The sequence below is a fragment of the Vibrio sp. L85 genome, from assembly GCF_963871815.1.
Taxonomy (GTDB): domain Bacteria; phylum Pseudomonadota; class Gammaproteobacteria; order Enterobacterales; family Vibrionaceae; genus Vibrio; species Vibrio harveyi.
In genome coordinates, this window is record NZ_CAWMYL010000025.1 from 1 (window position 1) to 731 (window position 731).

A 731-nucleotide genomic window follows, 5' to 3' on the forward strand; every position below is an offset into this window, starting at 1 on the left:
ATACTCCAATAGTTGCGCGGTATCTGGCGCTTTTCCTGATAACTCGAATGCCGCCGTCGTTTCGATGGTGACCGTTTCGCCTGCTGCAAGCTCAAAGCCCTCGATACTCACAAAACCTGTATTGCTCGATGGCGCTTTGATAATCACCCCTTTGCGGTTGGCATTAGCAGGAATAGGCAATGGCAATTCGCCACGACGCCCAATAAGGTTGTCACCCACGTGAACGCGAACGGTTTGATTATCCGCAAACTCCATCTTAGGAATTTTGGATACCACTACCTGTTGGTTATCTTCTAACTCAACTTTCGGCATGGCTGTAACTTCGAGCTTTTGCCCTTCGACTGGCGGGGTAAAATCACCGCTGCCATGTTCAAATGACAGCTCGCCCTCACCGCTGAGTAAGATGCGCCCCATTGGCTTGCCATAGCGAAGCACTGAGACGTGAACTCTTCACCCGTCGCATCTAATCGCACCGACAATTTGCCCTGATAGGACTCGATGAATAGCCAGCTCGATTCGACATTGAGCGGCACTTCTTGCCCTTTAATAAGTGTCAGGTTCATTTCTGCACCGCCTTAAACAGGACAAAACCAAGTACGAGCACAATGATTGCCATCAGAATCAACTGCTGTTTGTTTAGCGCGCTTTGTCCGTTGTCTTGTTTGAACTTGGCAAGCTCGGTGAGCTTGTCTAAGTTCTGTGTGTTTTGAGCCGCTTGGTTACCCGCAAGC

General features: G+C 49.7%; 1 protein-coding gene and 1 pseudogene. Both read right to left on the bottom strand.

From position 1 onward, the window contains the following. A pseudogene (locus AACR11_RS06450) lies at window positions 1–312 on the bottom strand (hypothetical protein); the annotation flags it as partial. Beyond that, window positions 294–563, bottom strand: a complete 270-nt coding sequence (locus AACR11_RS06455; RefSeq protein ID WP_223295808.1) for a hypothetical protein — start codon at window positions 561–563, stop codon at window positions 294–296. The gene AACR11_RS06455 and the pseudogene AACR11_RS06450, both read right to left, overlap by 19 nt. Between the last annotated feature and the right edge of the window lie 168 nt (window positions 564–731).

Excerpts from the sequence above, each read along its gene's own strand:
- AACR11_RS06455 (WP_223295808.1), bottom strand. The coding sequence starts at position 563 with ATGAACCTGACACTTATTAAAGGGCAAGAAGTGCCGCTCAATGTCGAA.